The organism is Gelidibacter algens (assembly GCF_001678675.1).
In the GTDB taxonomy this organism is placed as follows: Bacteria; Bacteroidota; Bacteroidia; order Flavobacteriales; family Flavobacteriaceae; genus Gelidibacter; species Gelidibacter algens.
Genome location: NZ_LZRN01000003.1, coordinates 1 through 19711, shown reverse-complemented (window position 1 = coordinate 19711; position 19711 = coordinate 1). Strand labels below are relative to the sequence as shown.

General features: G+C 37.1%; 18 protein-coding genes and 5 tRNA genes. 2 read left to right on the top strand and 21 right to left on the bottom strand.

Features of this window, described 5'->3' with window-relative positions:
- Positions 1–20: 20 nt before the first annotated feature.
- Positions 21–431, bottom strand: coding sequence for a 6-pyruvoyl trahydropterin synthase family protein (locus A9996_RS01920; protein ID WP_066430303.1), 411 nt, complete (start codon positions 429–431; stop codon positions 21–23).
- Positions 428–955 (bottom strand): isopentenyl-diphosphate Delta-isomerase, encoded by a 528-nt coding sequence (idi, locus tag A9996_RS01915; RefSeq protein ID WP_066430302.1) that lies wholly within the window; start codon positions 953–955, stop codon positions 428–430. Before idi ends, A9996_RS01920 begins: the two co-directional genes overlap by 4 nt.
- A gap of 127 nt (positions 956–1082) precedes the next feature.
- Between idi and A9996_RS01910 the strand changes: the two genes are divergently transcribed.
- Entirely contained in the window at positions 1083–2672 is a 1590-nt protein-coding gene (locus A9996_RS01910) for a peptide chain release factor 3 (RefSeq protein WP_066430300.1), read from the top strand.
- 202 nt (positions 2673–2874) lie between these two features.
- Positions 2875–3102 carry a (4Fe-4S)-binding protein gene (locus A9996_RS01905; protein ID WP_066430512.1) on the top strand — a complete coding sequence of 76 codons (228 nt, stop codon included), beginning with the start codon at positions 2875–2877 and terminating at the stop codon, positions 3100–3102.
- Between the two features lie 245 nt (positions 3103–3347).
- Here the strand turns inward: A9996_RS01905 and A9996_RS01900 are convergent, their stop codons facing one another.
- The 19 genes from A9996_RS01900 to A9996_RS20190 all read right to left on the bottom strand — a co-directional run.
- A complete protein-coding gene (locus A9996_RS01900; RefSeq protein WP_066430295.1) occupies positions 3348–3665 on the bottom strand; it encodes a DUF3467 domain-containing protein in 318 nt (105 codons plus the stop codon).
- A 78-nt stretch (positions 3666–3743) separates the two neighbouring features.
- Positions 3744–8045 (bottom strand): DNA-directed RNA polymerase subunit beta', encoded by a 4302-nt coding sequence (gene rpoC, locus A9996_RS01895; RefSeq protein ID WP_066430293.1) that lies wholly within the window; start codon positions 8043–8045, stop codon positions 3744–3746.
- 112 nt (positions 8046–8157) lie between these two features.
- Positions 8158–11970 (bottom strand): DNA-directed RNA polymerase subunit beta, encoded by a 3813-nt coding sequence (gene rpoB / locus A9996_RS01890; RefSeq protein WP_066430291.1) that lies wholly within the window; start codon positions 11968–11970, stop codon positions 8158–8160.
- A gap of 126 nt (positions 11971–12096) precedes the next feature.
- On the bottom strand, positions 12097–12471 hold the full coding sequence (gene rplL, locus A9996_RS01885) for a 50S ribosomal protein L7/L12 (protein ID WP_066430290.1): 375 nt from the start codon (positions 12469–12471) through the stop codon (positions 12097–12099).
- A 59-nt stretch (positions 12472–12530) separates the two neighbouring features.
- On the bottom strand, positions 12531–13052 hold the full coding sequence (rplJ, locus tag A9996_RS01880; RefSeq protein ID WP_066430288.1) for a 50S ribosomal protein L10: 522 nt from the start codon (positions 13050–13052) through the stop codon (positions 12531–12533).
- Positions 13053–13070: 18 nt separating this feature from the next.
- Complete coding sequence (rplA, locus tag A9996_RS01875; RefSeq protein ID WP_066430286.1) at positions 13071–13760, bottom strand: 50S ribosomal protein L1; 690 nt, start codon at positions 13758–13760, stop codon at positions 13071–13073.
- 12 nt (positions 13761–13772) lie between these two features.
- On the bottom strand, positions 13773–14210 hold the full coding sequence (gene rplK, locus A9996_RS01870; protein ID WP_066430510.1) for a 50S ribosomal protein L11: 438 nt from the start codon (positions 14208–14210) through the stop codon (positions 13773–13775).
- Between the two features lie 68 nt (positions 14211–14278).
- Positions 14279–14836, bottom strand: coding sequence for a transcription termination/antitermination protein NusG (gene nusG, locus A9996_RS01865; protein ID WP_066430284.1), 558 nt, complete (start codon positions 14834–14836; stop codon positions 14279–14281).
- A gap of 15 nt (positions 14837–14851) precedes the next feature.
- Positions 14852–15046 carry a preprotein translocase subunit SecE gene (gene secE, locus A9996_RS01860; protein ID WP_066430282.1) on the bottom strand — a complete coding sequence of 65 codons (195 nt, stop codon included), beginning with the start codon at positions 15044–15046 and terminating at the stop codon, positions 14852–14854.
- A gap of 87 nt (positions 15047–15133) precedes the next feature.
- Positions 15134–15206 (bottom strand) — tRNA-Trp (locus A9996_RS01855).
- Between the two features lie 60 nt (positions 15207–15266).
- The gene (tuf, locus tag A9996_RS01850) at positions 15267–16454 is read right to left on the bottom strand and encodes an elongation factor Tu (protein ID WP_066430280.1); all 1188 of its coding nucleotides are present in this window, start codon (positions 16452–16454) and stop codon (positions 15267–15269) included.
- A 67-nt stretch (positions 16455–16521) separates the two neighbouring features.
- Positions 16522–16593: transfer RNA gene (locus tag A9996_RS01845), tRNA-Thr, on the bottom strand.
- A gap of 203 nt (positions 16594–16796) precedes the next feature.
- Positions 16797–16869, bottom strand: a tRNA-Gly gene (locus A9996_RS01840).
- Between the two features lie 269 nt (positions 16870–17138).
- Positions 17139–17220 (bottom strand) — tRNA-Tyr (locus A9996_RS01835).
- Positions 17221–17328: 108 nt separating this feature from the next.
- A tRNA-Thr gene (locus A9996_RS01830) sits at positions 17329–17402 on the bottom strand.
- Positions 17403–17504: 102 nt separating this feature from the next.
- The gene (hpf, locus tag A9996_RS01825) at positions 17505–17807 is read right to left on the bottom strand and encodes a ribosome hibernation-promoting factor, HPF/YfiA family (protein WP_066430277.1); all 303 of its coding nucleotides are present in this window, start codon (positions 17805–17807) and stop codon (positions 17505–17507) included.
- An 84-nt stretch (positions 17808–17891) separates the two neighbouring features.
- Positions 17892–18803, bottom strand: coding sequence for a tyrosine-type recombinase/integrase (locus A9996_RS01820; protein ID WP_066430275.1), 912 nt, complete (start codon positions 18801–18803; stop codon positions 17892–17894).
- A 93-nt stretch (positions 18804–18896) separates the two neighbouring features.
- Entirely contained in the window at positions 18897–19091 is a 195-nt protein-coding gene (gene rpsU / locus A9996_RS01815; RefSeq protein WP_066430273.1) for a 30S ribosomal protein S21, read from the bottom strand.
- A 439-nt stretch (positions 19092–19530) separates the two neighbouring features.
- A partial coding sequence (locus A9996_RS20190) for a hypothetical protein (protein ID WP_211272622.1) occupies positions 19531–19711 on the bottom strand: 181 nt, incomplete at its 5' end.

Below are 19711 nucleotides of genomic sequence, written 5' to 3'. Positions count from 1 at the left end.
GTAGTTTTTACCTTTAAGGGTTAAGCTCCTGAATAGGTTACGAAATTGCGCGGTGTTTCATACAACGTGATTTCTAGAGCAAGTGATTGCTTGAGCTTAGGTTTTATTTTATTGTAGATGACTACTGCAATATTTTCAGCGGTAGGGTTTAAGTCTTTAAATTCGTCAACCTCAATATTCAAATTCTTGTGGTCAAAAGCATCTTCTACTTCTTCCTTTATAATGTCTTTCAACACTTTCACGTCCATCACAAAACCAGTTTCTTGATCAATATGTCCGGTAACACTTACAACCAGGTCATAGTTATGACCATGATAATTTGGATTGTTACATTTCCCAAAAACCTTCTCATTTTTCTCATCGCTCCAGTCTTTTCTAAAAAGTCGGTGTGCGGCATTAAAATGTGCCTTTCTGCTTACGGTTACAATCATGAGTGTATTCTGTTTATATGTTGGTAAAACTTATCAAAAATAATCTTAAACCATTCAGTGTAGAGCGCAGGATGATTTATCATATCGGCCTTCACCTCCTGTAACGGCATCCATTTCCAAGCGGCCACTTCATCAGGATTAATGTTGGGGGCGTTTTCAAAATTTCCAACAAGAATATGGTCAAACTCATGCTCTGTCAATCCATTATCAAACGGTGCTTTGTAAATAAAGGAGATGGTATCTTCCAGTTCTGTAGCAAAACCCATTTCTTCTTGCAGCCTGCGCTTGCCAGCTTCAATATTAGTTTCCCCCTCTCGCTGGTGGCTGCAACAGGTGTTGGTCCATAATAATGGTGAGTGGTATTTATGTGATGCCCGTTGCTGTAACATCAGCTCGTTTTTTTTATTAAAAACGAACACGGAAAAAGCGCGATGCAGTAGTGCCTTTTCATGCGCTTCCATCTTTGGCATTAAGCCAATCTGCTCATCTTTTTCGTTGACGAGTATTACGTTTTCTTCTGTCATAGCTTACAAAGTTACCAACAAAAGTTATAAAAAACAGCAATGTTTTCTTAAAATAAAAATCGGTCTAAATCTTCTATTAAATTTGCCTTCAATAATAGTATCTTTGCATCCCATTTTAATGCAGAATATGAGTTTCACAACAGAGATAAACAGACGACGTACCTTTGGTATTATTGCCCATCCAGATGCTGGAAAAACCACACTCACTGAAAAGTTGCTCCTTTTTGGAGGGGCCATTCAAGAAGCTGGTGCGGTCAAAAGCAACAAGATTAAAAAAGGCGCTACCAGTGACTTTATGGAAATAGAGCGCCAGCGTGGAATTTCTGTTGCTACGTCTGTATTGGCTTTTGAATATGAAGGCATAAAAATAAATATCCTTGATACGCCAGGTCACAAGGATTTTGCCGAAGACACTTTTAGAACCTTAACTGCCGTAGATAGCGTTATTGTTGTGGTTGACGTTGCAAAAGGTGTGGAAGAGCAGACCGAAAAATTGGTTGAAGTTTGTAGAATGCGCAACATTCCGATGATTGTGTTTATCAATAAACTGGATCGTGAAGGAAAGGACGCTTTTGATTTGTTGGACGAAATTGAACAGAAATTAGGATTGACCGTGGTGCCTATGAGTTTCCCTATCGGAATGGGTTATGATTTTAAAGGTATTTATAATCTTTGGGAAAAAAACATCAACTTGTTCAGTGGCAATAGTCGCAAGAACATTGAGGAAACTATTGAAATTTCCGACTTGCAATCTAAAGAGATAGATCAATTAATTGGAGCAAAAGCAGCTGCAACGCTTCGTGAAGAAGTAGAGCTTGTGGAAGGCATTTACCCCACGTTTGATAGAGACGCCTACTTAAATGGAGCGCAACAACCTGTGTTTTTTGGGTCGGCCTTAAATAATTTTGGCGTGCGCGAATTGTTGGATTGCTTTGTAGATATTGCACCCAAACCAAGACCTAAACACAGTGAAGAACGCTTAGTGAAGCCCGATGAAAAGGAATTTACGGGTTTTGTATTTAAAATTCATGCCAACATGGATCCTAACCATCGGGACCGTTTGGCGTTTATAAAAATTGTTTCTGGAACTTTTGAACGCAATAAACCCTACCTCCACGTTAGAAATAACAAAAAGATGAAGTTCTCGAGTCCGAATGCTTTTTTTGCTGAGAAAAAGGAAATTGTGGACATCTCCTACCCTGGCGATATTGTGGGACTGCATGATACTGGGAATTTCAAGATCGGCGACACCCTTAGTGAAGGCGAGAATATCAACTATAAGGGCATCCCAAGTTTCTCTCCTGAGCACTTTAGATATATCAATAATGCCGATCCGTTAAAATCAAAGCAATTATTTAAAGGAATTGACCAATTGATGGATGAAGGAGTGGCGCAATTATTCACCTTGGAGCTTAACGGCAGAAAGGTGATTGGAACGGTTGGTGCCTTACAATATGAAGTGATCCAATACCGATTGGAGCATGAATACGGTGCCAAATGCACTTATGAAAATCTAAACGTCTATAAAGCGTGTTGGGTAGAACCCTCTGATCCTAAAAATGAAGAATTCAAAGAATTTTTAAGGGTAAAACAACGCTATTTGGCTAAAGACAAACAAGACCAATTGGTGTTTTTGGCTGACTCCCAGTTTTCTTTGCAAATGACGCAGCAAAAATATCCAAGCATTAAATTCCATTTTACTTCAGAATATAAGTAAAATTCCATTCTACAAAAACCAAATTCCAAAGGATATCTTGGAATTTGGTACTTAATTTGTTGATTCTTAAACAGGTAGTTCATCGATATTCAGCTTTAAAATTTGCTTTTAATAGTAACTTTTCTATCTTTAATAGGCAGTCAAAACCGTGGCTCAAAAATTTTCTAATTTAAATAGATTCAAATCCCAAATTGATCTACTTATGGAAACACCTGCCAATCAGTTTAGTAATAGCGTTATGACGCTAACTTACGACCCTACTATTTGCATCAACGCAGGACGTTGTGCAAGAGAACTTTCCGATGTTTTTCGAACTTCAGTCATCCCGTGGATTGACTTAGATGGCGCGCCATCACAACAAATTATTGAACAAGTCAAAAGATGTCCCTCTGGAGCTCTGAGATTTCGATTGAATCAGAAAGTAGCCTGAGTATTTAAAAAGAAGCATCCCTTTGCCTAATAGGCTTGGGATAAAGGGATTTTTATTTGTTGGTGGAAAACACCAACAAAGGCATTTTATTTGTTGGTGGAAAACACCAACAAAGGCATTTATTTGTTGGTGGGAAACACCAACAAAGGCATCTATTTGTTGGTGGGAAACACCAACAAAGGCATCAAAAATTCAATATTGCTAGAAACAAAAAATCCTCTGAATTTCAGAGGATTTTTATTGTTTTAGGCTTGGCCAGTCGGTCCAAAATTCAATGGAATTGGTGGCTGCTCATAATCTTTAATTTCACCATGGGCATTTTCAAAGCGCTTTACGTTTTCTCCCAGTGCTTTCAGCAAACGTTTAGCGTGCTGTGGTGTCAGTATAATACGTGACTTTACTTTACTCTTTGGAGTTCCAGGCATAATGCTCACAAAATCAACAACAAATTCAGAGACCGAATGGTTGATTATAGCCAAGTTGGAATAGATTCCTTCTGCAACTGTCTCGTCCAATTCAATATTGATCTGTCCTTGGTTTGGGGCTTCTTTTTTATCGCTCATATGATAAATATTATACAAAATTAAAACGCTTCACCTTTAGTCTTATGTCTAAAAGCGAAGCGTTCTCAATTCTATTTACTAGTTATAATTAAACTCTTCTTTAGCTTTCATCATTTGGTTGAATTCTTCCTTAGAACCGACGATGATATTTTCATATCTTCTAACACCAGTTCCAGCAGGAATTCTATGACCAACAATTACATTTTCTTTCAAGCCTTCTAATTCATCAACTTTAGCGCTTACTGCAGCTTCGTTAAGTACTTTGGTCGTTTCTTGGAACGATGCTGCTGAAATGAATGATTTTGTCTGTAATGACGCTCTTGTAATACCCTGTAATATTGGAGTCGCGGTAGCTGGTTGTGCTTCTCTTGCAACAGCCAACTGACCATCTGCTCTCCTAATAACAGAGTTTTCATCTCTTAACTGACGCATCGTTACAATTTGTCCTGGTTTAAGAGTTTTAGAGTCTCCAGCATCTTCAATGACTTTCATTCCAAAGATTTTATCGTTTTCTTCGATGAAATCTGATTTGTGGGCCAATTGGTCTTCTAAGAAAATAGTATCACCAGAATCAATGATTCTAACTTTACGCATCATTTGTCTTACAACAACTTCAAAATGCTTATCGTTGATCTTCACACCTTGTAAACGATATACTTCTTGTACTTCATTTACCAAGTATTGTTGAACCGCTGACGGGCCTTTGATATCTAAAATATCGTTTGGAGTGATAGAACCATCGGATAGTGGCATACCTGCTTTAACATAATCATTTTCTTGAACAAGAATTTGATTGGATAGTTTCACCAAGTACTTTTTGACGTCGCCTAATTTAGATTCAATGATTATCTCACGGTTACCTCTTTTGATTTTTCCGAAAGAAACAACACCATCAATCTCACTTACAACAGCAGGATTTGAAGGGTTACGTGCCTCAAACAACTCAGTCACACGTGGAAGACCACCCGTGATATCACCAGCTTTAGCTGATTTACGAGGGATTTTCACCAAGACCTTACCAACATTAATCTTCTCACCATCATTGATCATCAAGTGGGCACCTACAGGCAAGTTATAAGAACGCATAGCGTTACCTTTAGAATCTTCAATATGCAAGGTTGGAATCAATTTCTTATTTCTAGATTCAGAGATTACTTTCTCTTGGAATCCTGTTTGCTCATCAATTTCAACTTGGTAAGTAACACCTTGCTCAATATTTTCATAAGACACCTTACCGGCAAACTCAGAAATAATAACACCGTTATATGGATCCCAAGAACAGATGACTTCACCTTTCTTCACTTTATCTCCCGGCTTGCAGTAGATGAAGGAACCATAAGGAATGTTATTTGTACTTAGAGTGATTCCGGTTTTGGCATCGACCAATTTGAATTCTGACGTACGAGAAATCACAACATCAACAGCTTTGCCATTGTTATCCGTTCCTTTTACGACTTTTAAATCTTCAATTTCAGCAATACCATCAAACTTAACGGTCAATTTATTTTCTTCAGAAATGTTACCTGCAATACCACCAACGTGGAAGGTACGCAATGTTAACTGTGTTCCTGGCTCTCCAATAGATTGTGCGGCAACTACACCAACAGCTTCACCTCTTTGAACCATTTTACCGGTAGCAAGGTTACGTCCGTAACATTTAGAACAAATCCCTTTAGTAGCTTCACAAGTTAATGCGGAACGTACCTCAATAGATTCTAATGCTGAATTTTGAATACGTTTGGCAACTGAATCATGGATATGCTCTCCTGCGCTTACAATAAGTTCTTGAGTTAATGGATCATAAACATCATTCAATGACGTTCTACCAACAACTCTATCTTGAAGCGTTTCAATAATTTCCTCATTTTTCTTCAATGCAGAAACTTCAATACCTCTTAATGTGCCACAGTCTTCACTGTAGATAATAACGTCTTGCGATACATCCACCAAACGACGTGTTAAGTAACCAGCATCTGCTGTTTTAAGAGCCGTATCTGCAAGTCCTTTACGAGCACCGTGAGTAGAGATAAAGTATTCCAAAATTGAAAGACCTTCCTTAAAGTTGGAAAGAATTGGATTTTCAATAATCTCTCCACCACCTGCGTTAGATTTTTTAGGTTTCGCCATCAATCCACGCATCCCTGTCAACTGACGGATCTGTTCTTTAGATCCACGAGCTCCAGAATCAAGCATCATATATACTGAGTTGAAACCTTGTTGATCTTCACGAATACGTTTCATTGACAACTCAGTCAATTCCGCATTGGTAGATGTCCAGATATCAATAACTTGGTTATAACGTTCGTTATTGGTTATCAATCCCATGTTGTAGTTGGCCATAATGCCATCAACTTGCTTATTGGCACTATCAATCATGCCTTGTTTTTCAGCAGGGATAATAATATCTCCTAAACTGAACGACAATCCACCTTGGAAGGCAAACTTATATCCTAAATCTTTTATTTCATCCAAAAACTCAGCTGTTTCAGGAACAGAAGTAGCTTTCAAAATGTTACCAATAATATCACGTAAAGACTTTTTAGTCAATACTTGATTGATATATCCTGCGGCAGCTGGTACTGTTTCATTAAATAGTACACGTCCTACTGTAGTTTCAATAATTTGTTTTGTTAAAACACCTTCTTCGTTGAAATCTTCAGTTCTAACTTTGATAGTAGCGTTTAATTCTACCTGCTTTTCATTGTAGGCAATATTCACTTCTTCAGCAGAATAGAACGTCAATCCTTCACCTTTTACCTTAACTTCATCTGTAGACGTACGTCGCTTGGTCATATAGTAAAGTCCAAGAACCATATCTTGAGAAGGAACAGTAACTGGAGATCCGTTAGCAGGATTCAAAATATTGTGAGATGCCAACATCAATAATTGACATTCCAAAATCGCTTCAGGGCCCAATGGTAAATGCACCGCCATTTGATCACCATCAAAATCGGCATTAAACGCCGTACATACTAATGGGTGCAATTGGATTGCTTTACCTTCAATCAACTTAGGTTGAAAGGCTTGAATACCTAGTCTGTGCAATGTTGGAGCACGGTTTAAAAGCACTGGATGTCCTTTTAAAACATTCTCTAAAATATCCCAAACTACAGGTTCTTTACGATCTATAATTTTCTTCGCAGATTTTACAGTTTTTACAATCCCACGCTCTATCAGTTTTCTGATGATGAATGGTTTGTAAAGTTCTGCCGCCATATTTTTAGGCAACCCACATTCAAATAATTTTAATTCCGGTCCAACGACGATTACCGAACGTGCTGAATAATCCACACGTTTACCAAGTAAATTTTGACGGAAACGTCCTTGCTTTCCTTTTAGGGAATCAGATAATGATTTCAACGGTCTGTTAGAATCTGTTTTTACTGCAGATGCTTTACGTGTGTTGTCAAATAATGAATCTACTGATTCTTGCAACATACGTTTCTCATTACGCAAAATCACTTCTGGAGCTTTGATCTCAACCAAACGCTTCAAACGGTTGTTACGAATAATCACACGACGGTATAAATCATTCAAATCTGAAGTCGCAAAACGACCACCATCTAAAGGCACCAACGGACGTAATTCTGGTGGAATTACTGGAATGGCCTTCATGATCATCCATTCTGGAAGATTTTCACGATTAGCGTTAGAATCACGGAAAGCTTCAACAACTTGAAGACGTTTTAACGCTTCAGTTTTACGTTGCTTGGAAGTTTCAGTATTTGCCTTGTGACGTAGTTCAAAAGATAAATCGTTCAAATCAATTCTTGCAAGCAAATCAATCAAGCATTCCGCTCCCATTTTTGCAATGAATTTATTTGGATCATTTTCATCTAAATATTGGTTGTCTTGTGGAAGTGATTCAAGAATGTTTAAGTATTCTTCTTCAGTCAAGAAATCCATTTTCTTTAAAGGTTCACCATCAACGTTTTTAGCATTACCCGGTTGGATGACTACGTAACGTTCATAATAAATGATCATATCCAATTTCTTGGAAGGCAATCCTAATAAGTATCCAATTTTGTTTGGTAACGAACGGAAATACCAAATATGAGCCACAGGAACCACCAAATTGATGTGTCCAACACGGTCACGACGTACTTTCTTTTCAGTTACTTCAACACCACAACGGTCACAAACGATTCCTTTGTAGCGTATTCTTTTATATTTACCACAAGCACATTCAAAATCCTTTACAGGACCAAAAATACGCTCACAGAACAAACCGTCTCTTTCTGGTTTGTGGGTTCGATAATTAATAGTTTCAGGTTTAAGGACCTCACCACGAGATGCTGCTAAAACAGACTCTGGAGACGCTAAACCGATTGAGATTTTATTAAATCTCTGTACTGTATTCCTATCTTGTCTTCTTGCCATTTTTTATGGTACTAACAAATTAAAATTTAATTTTTTCGATTGGGTAGAGACAGATGATCATCTGTCTCTACCTACGGATTATAAAAACAGATAATTATCTGTCTCTACGAAATTATTCCTCCAATCTAATATCTAATCCTAATCCTTTCAATTCGTGCATAAGTACGTTGAAAGATTCAGGTAGTCCTGGTTCTGGCATTGGCTCTCCCTTAACGATTGCTTCGTAAGTTTTAGCTCTACCTATAACATCATCAGATTTTACTGTTAAGATCTCACGTAAGGTTGCAGATGCGCCATAAGCCTCAAGTGCCCAAACCTCCATCTCACCAAAACGCTGACCACCAAATTGTGCTTTACCACCAAGAGGTTGTTGTGTAATTAATGAGTACGGTCCGATAGAACGTGCGTGCATCTTATCATCAACCATGTGCCCAAGTTTCAACATATAAATAATACCAACAGTTGCAGGTTGATCAAAACGATCTCCAGTACCACCATCATACAAATAGGTATGTCCAAAACGTGGAATTCCAGCTTCATCTGTCAATTCATTGATTTGATCCAATGTTGCACCATCAAAGATTGGTGTTGCATAGGTACGTCCTAATTTTTGACCTGCCCATCCAAGAACAGTTTCATAAATTTGACCAATGTTCATACGAGAAGGTACACCAAGCGGATTCAATACGATATCTACCGGAGTTCCATCTTCTAAGAACGGCATATCTTCCTGACGGACGATACGGGCAACAATACCTTTATTACCGTGACGACCTGCCATTTTATCACCAACTTTAAGTTTACGTTTCTTAGCGATATAAACTTTAGCTAATTTGATAATACCTGCTGGCAACTCATCTCCTACAGAAATAGTAAACTTCTCACGACGCAATGATCCTTGAAGATCATTTTCCTTAATCTTATAATTGTGAATTAAATCCGCAACTAAAGTATTGGTTTGGTCATCAGTTGTCCATACTCCTGAAGTTAAATGCGTATAATCATCCACAGAGTTTAACATTTTTAAGGTATACTTTTTACCTTTTGGAATGATTTCCTCTCCAAGATCATTAAAGATACCTTGCGCTGTTTTTCCGTTTACAATTAGGAATAATTTATCAACCAAAACTGCTTTTAAGTCATCAAATTTTCTAAAGTAAACTGATTCCAATGCATCAATATCCTCTTTATCTTTAGCTCTCTTACGTTTGTCTTTTACTGCTCTTGAGAATAATTTTTTCTCAATTACAACACCGTGCAATGAAGGAGAAGCTTTCAAAGAAGCATCCTTAACATCACCAGCTTTATCACCGAAGATTGCTCTCAATAATTTCTCTTCTGGTGTTGGATCAGACTCACCTTTTGGCGTAATCTTACCAATAAGAATATCACCAGGTTTAATCTCAGCACCAATACGGATCATACCGTTTTCATCCAAGTCTTTAGTAGCCTCTTCAGAAACGTTAGGAATATCATTGGTCAATTCTTCATTACCCAATTTGGTATCACGAACTTCCAATGAATACTCATCAATATGGATAGACGTAAAGATATCATCACGAACCACTTTTTCAGAAATTACAATCGCATCCTCAAAGTTGTAACCTTTCCATGGCATAAAGGCCACTTTCATGTTACGACCAAGAGCAAGCTCCCCGTTTTGGGTTGCATAACCTTCACAAAGTACTTGTCCTTTTCTAACTTTATCACCTTTGGTTACAATAGGTTTTAAGTTAATAGAGGTACCTTGATTGGTTTTTCTAAACTTAACTAACGGATAGGTTTTGGTATCGCTATCAAAACTAACCATAGCTTGTTCTTCAGTACGTGCGTATTTTATAGTAATTTCATTAGCATCAACATACTCAACAGTTCCTTCGCCTTCTGCATTGATCAATACTCTAGAATCTGAAGCCACTTGACGCTCTAAACCAGTTCCAACAATTGGTGCATCAACACGCAATAACGGTACTGCTTGACGCATCATGTTAGATCCCATCAAGGCTCTGTTGGCATCATCATGTTCCAAGAATGGAATCAACGATGCTGAAATAGAAGCTACTTGATTAGGTGCAACGTCTGTATAGTTGGCTTTAGCTGGGTCAATAACAGGGAAATCACCTTCTTGACGTGCAATAATTTTGTCTTCAAGAATTTTACCTTTGTCATCAACTCTAATATTTGCTTGAGCGATCAGTTGATCTTCTTCTTCTTCAGCACTCAAATATATAGGTGTGTTTTTAATATCAACAACACCATTTTCAATCTTACGATATGGGGTTTCGATGAAGCCCATTCCATTTACTTTCGCATAAACAGAAAGAGAAGAAATCAAACCAATGTTTGGTCCCTCAGGAGTTTCAATCGGACATAAACGACCATAATGTGTGTAGTGAACATCACGAACCTCGAAACCTGCACGCTCTCTGGATAAACCTCCAGGTCCTAATGCTGATAGACGACGTTTGTGCGTAATCTCAGCCAATGGATTGGTTTGATCCATAAATTGAGATAACTGGTTCGTTCCAAAGAATGAGTTGATCACTGAAGACAAAGTCTTGGCATTGATCAAATCAATTGGTGTAAACACCTCATTGTCACGAACGTTCATACGCTCACGAATGGTACGCGCCATACGTGCTAAACCAACACCGAACTGTTGTGATAGTTGTTCACCCACGGTACGTACACGACGGTTAGAAAGGTGGTCAATATCATCAATCTCAGCTTTAGAGTTGATCAACTCGATTAAATATTTTATAATGGTAATGATATCCAGTTTGGTAAGCACTTGCTTATCCATACCAATATCCAACTGTAACTTTTTGTTCATTCTGTAACGCCCAACTTCACCTAAAGAGTAACGTTGGTCAGAGAAAAACAATTTGTCAATAATACCACGTGCAGTTTCCTCATCTGGCGGCTCTGCATTACGAAGTTGACGGTAAATATGTTCAACAGCTTCTTTTTCCGAGTTTGTTGGATCTTTTTGAAGCGTGTTATGTATGATGGAATAATCTCCTTGCTGCGCACTTTCTTTGTGCAAAAGCACAGTTTTAGCATCAGCTTCAAGGATTTCTTCAATATTGTCTTTATCTAAAACAGTATCACGATCAAGCACAATTTCATTACGCTCAATGGATACTACCTCACCTGTATCTTCATCAACAAAATCTTCATGCCATGTATTAAGCACACGTGCTGCCAATTTACGACCGATGATTTTCTTAAGACCAGATTTAGAAACTTTCACTTCTTCTGCAAGGTCAAAAATTTCAAGAATGTCTTTATCACGTTCAAAACCGATGGCTCTGAACAAGGTCGTTACTGGTAATTTTTTCTTTCTATCAATATAAGCGTACATAACGCTATTGATATCTGTAGCAAATTCAATCCAAGAACCTTTAAAAGGAATTACTCTGGCAGAATATAGCTTAGTTCCATTCGCATGGAAGGATTGACTGAAGAACACCCCTGGAGATCTGTGCAATTGTGAAACGACAACACGCTCAGCACCATTAATACAAAAGGTTCCACTTGGCGTCATGTAAGGAATTGTACCTAAATACACATCTTGAACAATGGTCTCAAAGTCCTCATGTTCAGGGTCTGTACAATACAACTTCAAACGCGCTTTTAGCGGCACACTGTATGTTAATCCTCTTTCAATACATTCTTCAATGGAATATCTTGGTGGATCAATGAAATAATCCAAAAACTCCAAGACAAATTGATTGCGAGTGTCGGTGATTGGGAAGTTTTCCATGAAGGTATTGTAGAGACCTTCATTCCCTCTTTCTTCAGATTTAGTCTCTAATTGGAAAAAATCCTGGAAGGATTTTATCTGGATATCCAGAAAGTCAGGATAATCCGTTCTATTTACAATAGAAGAGAAATTTAATCTTTCAGCTTTTTGTGCTAACATCGATGAACGAGATTTTGATTAAAAATAATAATTGTTTTTTTATGTACATTTAATATACACAAAAGGGTTTAGGTCATTCCGAATAATTCGGAAGACCTAAACCAAAATTTGTAGTTTGGGTTAAGCTTATTTAAGCTCAACTTCTGCTCCAGCTTCTTCTAATTGAGCTTTCAAAGCTTCTGCTTCATCTTTAGAAACAGCTTCTTTAACGTTGCTTGGTGCATTGTCAACTAATTCTTTAGCTTCTTTCAAACCTAAACCAGTCAATTCTTTTACCAATTTAACAACTGCCAATTTTGAAGCACCTGCTGCTTTAAGAACTACGTTAAACTCTGACTGCTCTTCAGCCGCTTCAGCAGCACCACCGCCACCTGCAGCAACTGCAACAGCAGCAGCAGCTGGTTCGATACCATACTCATCTTTTAATATTGTAGCTAATTCGTTAACTTCTTTTACTGTTAAATTAACTAATTTTTCTGCGAAATCTTTTAAATCTGCCATTTTCTATCGTTTTAATAATTTTAATAAAATATAATTTGTTTAAGTGCGTACTGTGTTGATTACCCTTCTTTTTCAGATAATGTTTTTAAGATGCCTGCTAATTTACCACCACTTGATTTAAGTGCAGAGATAACGTTTTTAGCTGGAGATTGTAACAATCCTACGATGTCTCCAATCAACTCTTCTCTTGACTTGATGTCAACAAGTGCATCTAATTGCTCATCACCAATGTAAATTGCTTCTTCAATAAAAGCTCCTTTAAGCAATGGCCTATCAGATTTTTTACGGAATGCTTTAATTACCTTAGCTGGAGCGTTTCCAGTTTCTGAATACATTATTGAAGTGTTTCCTTTTAAAGTACTTGGAAGATCTCCAAAGTCTCTATCAGAAGCTGACATAGCTTTATTCAATAATGTGTTTTTTACGACCGCCATTTTAATATCTGCTTTAAAGCAGGCGCGACGTAATTCTGAAGTGTTTTTTGCGTTTAATCCAGATATATCAGTTAAATAGATATGTGTATTATCCGCTAATTGAGCAGTCAACTCTTCAATAACTTGTGATTTTTCTTCTCTTGTCATAATATTAAAGTTTAACTACTAACCTATTTTAGTATCAATTGATATACTTGGACTCATGGTACTTGAGAGAAAGATGCTCTTTACATACACACCTTTAGCCGCCACAGGTTTCATTTTTATTAGAGTTGTTAAAAGTTCGTTTGCGTTATCCAATAATTTGTCAGCACTAAATGATGCTTTTCCAATTGGAGCGTGAACGATACCTGTTTTGTCTACTCTAAAGTCAATTTTACCAGCTTTTACTTCTGCAACTGCTTTAGCTACATCCATAGTTACTGTACCTGTTTTAGGATTTGGCATTAAACCTCTTGGGCCTAATACTCTACCTAAAGGACCTAATTTACCCATGATTGCTGGCATGGTAACGATAACGTCAACATCTGTCCAACCATTTTTGATTTTCTCAAGGTATTCATCCAATCCTACATAATCAGCACCTGCATCTTTAGCTTCCTGCTCTTTGTCAGGTGTCACCAATGCAAGAACTTTCATGTCCTTTCCAGTTCCGTGAGGTAAAGAAACAACACCTCTTACCATTTGGTTTGCTTTACGAGGATCAACTCCCAGTCTTACAGCGATATCCACTGAAGCATCAAATTTTGTATAGGTGATTTCTTTTAATAAAGCCGAAGCCTCTTCAAGAGAATAAAGTTTGTTTTTGTCAACTTTAGCTCTTGCCTCTTTTTGCTTTTTTGTTACTCTTGCCATTTCAGAAATTTTTTAATTAGGTTTTTTACCTGTTACAGTAATACCCATTGATCTTGCTGTTCCAGCAATCATATCCATAGCTTTTGCAGATGTAAATGCATTTAAATCTTGCATTTTGTCTTCAGCAATTGCTTTAATTTGATCCCAGGTTACTTTTGCTATCTTCTTTCTGTTCGGTTCTCCAGATCCTTTTTTCAATTTGGCCGCTTCCAATAATTGTACCGCAGCTGGTGGAGTCTTAATAACGAAATCAAACGATTTATCCTTGAAAACAGAAATTACAACAGGTAATACTTTACCCGCCTTATCCTGAGTTCTAGCATTAAATTGCTTACAGAATTCCATAATATTAACTCCAGCAGCTCCTAAAGCGGGTCCTACCGGTGGCGATGGATTCGCTGCACCTCCCCGAACTTGTAGCTTAACTACTTTACTTAATTCTTTTGCCATTTTTAAAATTTTAGTTGTACCTCTTTCCATTGGAAGCTGAAAGACATACGATCTATATGTAACAATTATTAAACTTTTTCAACTTGCATATAACTCAACTCCAACGGTGTCTTTCTTCCGAAAATTTTCACCATCACTTCAAGTTTACGCTTTTCTTCATTTATTTTTTCAATGGTTCCATCAAAGCCATTAAATGGCCCGTCAATTACTTTTACAGTCTCACCAATGGTGAAAGGAATGGCCATATTTGAATCTGCATCAACTGTAAGTTCATCTACTTTACCTAACATTCTATTCACTTCAGATTGTCTTAAAGGCACAGGATCTCCACCTTTTGTTTCCCCTAAAAACCCAATAACATTTGTAATGGATTTAATAATATGAGGAATCTCACCACTCAAATTGGCTTGGATCATAATGTAACCAGGAAAATAAACTTTCTCTTTGTTTACCTTTTTTCCGTTACGGATTTGTATCACTTTTTCAGTAGGCACCAAAACTTGGTCCACAAAATCTTCAAGACCCAAACGGGTGATTTCATTTTCTATATAAGTTTTGATTTTGTTTTCTTGACCACTTACAGCCCTTACAACGTACCATTTTTTATTTCCACTAGTTTCAGACATTCTCTTATTTGTATTTTACTTGATCCAGCTGAAATAAGCCTCGATAACTCTACTAAAAACGGTATCAACTCCCCAAATTGCCAAAGCAAATATAATTGAGAACACAGCTACAACTATGGTTAAACGTTGAGCTTCAGCCCATGTTGGCCAAGTCACATTGTTTTTTAATTCACCAAATGATTCTGAAATATAATTTACAAATCCTGCCATTACAGTTGTGTTTATTTTAAAATGAGAGCTTCTAATTCTTTATTAACTTCATTTAAACCATTACTTGAAACGATTTAAATTGCTCTGCACGGGTTGAGAGACTCGAACTCACGACACCTGGTTTTGGAGACCAGTGCTCTACCAACTGAGCTAAACCCGTAAATATAAATCAAGGCACCTTGAATAATCAAGACGCCTTAATTGATATTTAACTATATAATTAGTCTAAAATTTCAGTTACCTGACCTGCACCAACTGTACGTCCACCTTCACGTATTGCGAAACGCAAACCTACATTCATTGCAATCTTTTGGATCAATTCAACAGTGATAGTCAAGTTGTCACCTGGCATAACCATTTCAACACCGTCAGGAAGCATGATGTTACCTGTTACATCAGTTGTACGTACGTAAAACTGTGGGCGATAGTTGTTATGGAATGGTGTGTGACGACCACCTTCTTCTTTTTTCAAGACGTAAACCTCAGCCTTAAATTTAGCGTGTGGTGTTACAGAACCTGGCTTAACAATAACCATTCCTCTAGTAATTTGAGATTTTTCAATACCTCTTAATAAGATACCTGCATTATCTCCAGCTTCACCTCTATCAAGAATTTGACGGAACATTTCAATACCAGTAACTGTAGAAGTCAATTTTTCAGCTCCCATACCTATGATTTCAACCGGATCTCCAGTTTTAGCAATACCAGTTTCGATACGACCTGTAGCCACAGTTCCACGACCAGTAATTGAGAATACATCTTCAATAGGCATTAAGAAAGGCTTATCAATTTCTCTTAAAGGCTCTTCAATCCATACATCAACTGACGCCATTAATTCTAAAACTGTATCAACCCATTTTTGCTCACCGTTAAGTGCGCCTAAAGCTGAACCTTGAATAACAGGACCATTATCACCATCATAATCATAGAAAGATAATAGGTCACGGATTTCCATCTCAACCAATTCCAATAATTCTTCGTCATCAACCATATCCACTTTATTCATGAATACAACCATACGAGGAATACCTACCTGACGTCCTAAAAGGATGTGCTCACGAGTTTGTGGCATTGGGCCATCTGTCGCTGCAACTACCAGAATAGCACCATCCATTTGAGCAGCACCAGTAACCATGTTCTTTACGTAATCCGCGTGACCTGGACAGTCAACGTGTGCGTAATGACGGTTTGCTGTTGCGTATTCTACGTGTGATGTGTTAATTGTAATACCTCTTTCTTTCTCTTCTGGAGCGTTATCAATTTGATCAAATGATCTTGCTTCTGAAAAACCTGCATCAGCTAATACTTTAGTAATAGCAGCAGTTAAAGTTGTTTTACCGTGATCTACGTGTCCAATAGTACCAATGTTTAAATGTGGTTTTGAACGATCGAAAGTTGCCTTTGCCATGTTTAATTTATTTTAATCTTTATTTATATTAGTGTTCAAAAATTTAATTTTGCTTATTCAAAAAAAGAGCCAATGACGAGAATTGAACTCGTGACCTCTTCCTTACCAAGGAAACGCTCTACCCCTGAGCTACACCGGCGGTTCATTTACGATAACCGATTTTCTGATGTACGATTCGCAAATCGCAGTACGTAACTCGTAAATTAATTTAGAGCAGGAAACCACTCGCTAAGTTCTTGCGATGATATCCTCTTTTTAAGTGGGGACTACGCTTTACACGTAACCATTTTCCACTTTTGAGCGGATGATCGCGCCTTTCGGCGTGACGACATTCCACTTTTGAGCGGGAGACCGGGTTCGAACCGGCGACATTCAGCTTGGAAGGCTGACGCTCTACCAACTGAGCTACTCCCGCAATTTTATGAAATTCCATTTAAAGAAATTCCAAATTCCAATATTCAATGAACTTTTTTGATTACCTCCCTGCGGTCGGTGATCCGTAAGGGTGACCCCTTACTAAAACTTTTAAAACACTATTTTACAAAAGCGAGCTTAAAAGCTTTTTCATGTTGATTGGATTACCTCCCTGCGGTCGGTGATCCGTAAGGGTGACCCCTTACTAAAACTTTTAAAACACTACTTTACAAAAGCGAGCTTTTGACAGTAGCTTATTTAAAAGTTTTGTGGGGAGAGCAGGATTCGAACCTGCGAAGACGTAGTCAGCAGATTTACAGTCTGCCCTCGTTGGCCGCTTGAGTATCTCCCCAAAACAATTTAAAATTCCAAATATAAAATTCAAAATTTCACTTCAATCTTTTAATGAACATTTCCCAAAAACTACTACTTTGAGATTCCTACCTTCGCAGGAATTAAGAGCCGATGGAGGGACTCGAACCCACGACCTGCTGATTACAAATCAGCTGCTCTAGCCAGCTGAGCTACATCGGCTTTTTATGATCTTTTCCTTCAATAAAAAAGCCCGCTATTTCTAACGGACTGCAAATGTATAGATTTATTTATTTAATCAAAACATTTTTTTAAAAATTTTTATCAAATATGTGATCTTAATTTCTCTTTTCTCTTTTTCAACTGCCTTTCTAGCGATGAAACGGCCATATCTGCGCCTTCTTCAAAGGTCCTACATTGTTTCTTTACTACAAAGCTATCTCCCGGCACATTCACTCTAGCCTCAAATATTTTGTTCTCTTTATCACTTGTGTTCTCAACTTTGAGGTAGACATCAGACTGGATGACCTTATCATAAAATAAATCTAACTTATCCATTCTTCTTTGAATAAAGTCGATCAACTTCTTGTCCGCACTAAAGTTAACTGATTGCATGTTTACTTTCATCTGTTCGTTTTTTTAAGAAATTCATAGCATAAAATTAATTAAACTTCATGTTTTACAATTTCATGCTTTCATTTGGGTTAGACACTAGGTATTATTTTTACTTCTTGGATGTGCATTTTCATACACTTTTTTTAATTCGGCTATACTATTGTGTGTATAAACCTGGGTCGCCGCTAAACTTGAATGCCCAAGCAATTCCTTAACAGCGTTTAGATCTGCTCCTTCATTAAGCAAGTGAGTCGCAAATGAGTGCCTCAATATATGCGGACTCTTTTTTACTTTTAAAGATGCTTCACTAAAATACTCATTAATAATTCTGTAAACAAGCGTTTCATATATTTTTAACCCTTTTTTGGTTAAAAACAGATATTCTTTATTTTCAATTATTTCCAATTCATTTCTTAACTGCATATAGTTATTTATAGTAACCACTACACTGTTGATTAACGGTATAAACCGCTCTTTGTTTCTCTTCCCGAGAACCTTTAAGGTTTTGTTGGCTAAGTCAATATCTCTAATCCTAATTTGAATGAGTTCTATGCGCCTAATTCCTGTAGCGTAAAAAAGTTCTACAATAAGACGGTTCCTGACCCCTTCAAAGTCAGTTTCCTTTTCTAGGATTTGCATCACATCTTCCATTTCTTTTTGTGAAAATGGTATTTGGATTTTTTTACTGGTTTTTAAAGCTTTGTGTTTTGATAAGGGATTGGCTTGAATGGTTTCTGTCTTTATCAAAAATTTAAAGTAAGAGTTCAAGGATGACACCTTACGGTTCACACTCCTATTGGAAATCTTATGCTCCACAAGAACCACAATCCAGCGCCTAATTTGTGGATAATTCACGTCTTGAAGGCTGGTAGAACCATATGTCTCAGTGACAAATTTTGAAAAGCTCTCAAGATCTGTAAGATACGCCTTGACGGTCAATTCAGAATATTTTTTTTCATAGAGTAAATATTCAGAAAAGGAAGAAAACTGTGGATTTGATATGGACATGGAGAGACCATTTATGAGTTAGATTCTTAAATATAGGGCAAAAAAAATTCCTGCTAGTGCAGGAATCCCTTTTATTTGATTTCAATAGAACGGTTACATGTTTTCTTGATCTCTTAACCGTTGAACATATTGGGCTTTTTGAATCAAAGCTCTATGCTCAACAGAAGGTTTGTTAAACTGCTTACGCGTTTGCAATTGACGCTTCGTACCAGTTTTATCAAACTTACGTTTGTAACGCTTTAGAGCTCTATCTATTTGCTCTCCATCTTTAATTGGTATTATTAACATAGTGTCTTAACCTCCTCTCTTTTAGAATTTCAGGTTGCAAATATAAAAAGTAAATTTTATTGTACAATTAAATAACAAAATAATTACTTTGAGCTTAAAATATTTTAATAGTTACAAAAATTACAAAAAATACAAGTACACCGAGCTTTGCATATTTGTTGGGAACAGGCTCATCACTTTTTTTGAATCTGATAATCTGATATATAAAACTTGGTAAAGCCAATAACAAGATTAACCACCAGTACTTAATTATAAGTGTAGGATTTATAATTGCCAATGAAATTACAATCAATAAAAATAACATGTTGTAGATTCCCAGCAACAAAATCTTTCCATCCTTCAAAAAACTTTTATTCATATACAAATCATACAGAAAGTAGAGTGACAAGACAGCAATTATAAGATAATTTGAATTTTCCATGTCCTTTATTATTAAGAATTAATTCCCCATACATTGATTATATTGATCTTCAGCGACTGCTAATTTATGAAATGTGCTATAAACATTTGTAGCATTACATGGAATTAGACCAGCTCCAAAAGTTGCAATTCCCACAATAAGACAAGAGACTACACCATTGTCATATTCAGAATGTATTCTCCGAAAAGAAGTTTCATAA

What these genes read in the sequence shown, in the direction of transcription:
- A9996_RS01920 (WP_066430303.1), bottom strand. Translation starts at nt 431, where the DNA reads ATGATTGTAACCGTAAGCAGAAAGGCACATTTTAATGCCGCACACCGA.
- idi (WP_066430302.1), bottom strand. Translation starts at nt 955, where the DNA reads ATGACAGAAGAAAACGTAATACTCGTCAACGAAAAAGATGAGCAGATT.
- A9996_RS01910 (WP_066430300.1), top strand. Translation starts at nt 1,083, where the DNA reads ATGAGTTTCACAACAGAGATAAACAGACGACGTACCTTTGGTATTATT.
- A9996_RS01905 (WP_066430512.1), top strand. Translation starts at nt 2,875, where the DNA reads ATGGAAACACCTGCCAATCAGTTTAGTAATAGCGTTATGACGCTAACT.
- A9996_RS01900 (WP_066430295.1), bottom strand. Translation starts at nt 3,665, where the DNA reads ATGAGCGATAAAAAAGAAGCCCCAAACCAAGGACAGATCAATATTGAA.
- rpoC (WP_066430293.1), bottom strand. Translation starts at nt 8,045, where the DNA reads ATGGCAAGAAGACAAGATAGGAATACAGTACAGAGATTTAATAAAATC.
- rpoB (WP_066430291.1), bottom strand. Translation starts at nt 11,970, where the DNA reads ATGTTAGCACAAAAAGCTGAAAGATTAAATTTCTCTTCTATTGTAAAT.
- rplL (WP_066430290.1), bottom strand. Translation starts at nt 12,471, where the DNA reads ATGGCAGATTTAAAAGATTTCGCAGAAAAATTAGTTAATTTAACAGTA.
- rplJ (WP_066430288.1), bottom strand. Translation starts at nt 13,052, where the DNA reads ATGACAAGAGAAGAAAAATCACAAGTTATTGAAGAGTTGACTGCTCAA.
- rplA (WP_066430286.1), bottom strand. Translation starts at nt 13,760, where the DNA reads ATGGCAAGAGTAACAAAAAAGCAAAAAGAGGCAAGAGCTAAAGTTGAC.
- rplK (WP_066430510.1), bottom strand. Translation starts at nt 14,210, where the DNA reads ATGGCAAAAGAATTAAGTAAAGTAGTTAAGCTACAAGTTCGGGGAGGT.
- nusG (WP_066430284.1), bottom strand. Translation starts at nt 14,836, where the DNA reads ATGTCTGAAACTAGTGGAAATAAAAAATGGTACGTTGTAAGGGCTGTA.
- secE (WP_066430282.1), bottom strand. Translation starts at nt 15,046, where the DNA reads ATGGCAGGATTTGTAAATTATATTTCAGAATCATTTGGTGAATTAAAA.
- tuf (WP_066430280.1), bottom strand. Translation starts at nt 16,454, where the DNA reads ATGGCAAAGGCAACTTTCGATCGTTCAAAACCACATTTAAACATTGGT.
- hpf (WP_066430277.1), bottom strand. Translation starts at nt 17,807, where the DNA reads ATGAAAGTAAACATGCAATCAGTTAACTTTAGTGCGGACAAGAAGTTG.
- A9996_RS01820 (WP_066430275.1), bottom strand. Translation starts at nt 18,803, where the DNA reads ATGTCCATATCAAATCCACAGTTTTCTTCCTTTTCTGAATATTTACTC.
- rpsU (WP_066430273.1), bottom strand. Translation starts at nt 19,091, where the DNA reads ATGTTAATAATACCAATTAAAGATGGAGAGCAAATAGATAGAGCTCTA.